At 50.5% G+C, this 555-nt stretch carries 2 protein-coding genes; one reads left to right on the top strand and one right to left on the bottom strand.

Features of this window, described 5'->3' with window-relative positions; all coding sequences use genetic code 11:
- Window positions 1-158: DUF3811 domain-containing protein (yjbD, locus tag J5224_RS34545; protein WP_264629334.1), on the top strand; the 158-nt coding region annotated here is incomplete at its 5' end.
- Window positions 159-237: 79 nt separating this feature from the next.
- Here yjbD and J5224_RS34540 read toward each other — a convergent pair.
- Window positions 238-555: methyl-accepting chemotaxis protein (locus tag J5224_RS34540; protein WP_264629333.1), on the bottom strand; the 318-nt coding region annotated here is incomplete at its 5' end.

Genomic DNA, 555 nt, shown 5'->3' with positions numbered 1-555 from the left:
ATAACCGTATTAAAGACGATTACATCGATAAGTTGATGAAAGAACGCGAGTCGGCAGCTAAGCAGGCTCGCGCAGAGCAGAAGAAAAATAAATTTAAACCTGATACTAATACCACCTATGAATGGTCTGCCAATACCCATGTGCGGGGACGTCGTTAGGCGCGCGTGGTGTGGTGAACGGTATCATCAGAATAATAAACCAATGATACCGTCCTTGGGTGACGCGTTGTACGGCCGTTTAGCGTGCGCCGGGCAGTGCCAGCGTTGGTTCTGCATTCAGACGGAAATGTTCAATGGTTTGTGCCAGCAAGAGGGATTGCTCCTCAAGCGAACTGGCCGCAGCGGACATCTCCTGAACCAAGGCAGAGTTTTGCTGGGTGACGCCATCCATTTCATTGACGGCAATGCTGACCTGGCTAATGCCTTTCGCCTGCTCATCTGATGCAGTGGCAATTTCACCAATGATACTTTGTACAGAACTGACCGCCTGCGTCATTTCCTGCATGGTTTTACCCGCATCGTTCACCAGTTGAACACCACTTCCAACGCGCTGGCT

This window comes from Candidatus Symbiopectobacterium sp. NZEC135 (assembly GCF_025962695.1).
The sequence above is the reverse complement of the archived record's forward strand: the minus strand, read 5'-3'. Positions and strand labels throughout refer to the sequence as shown.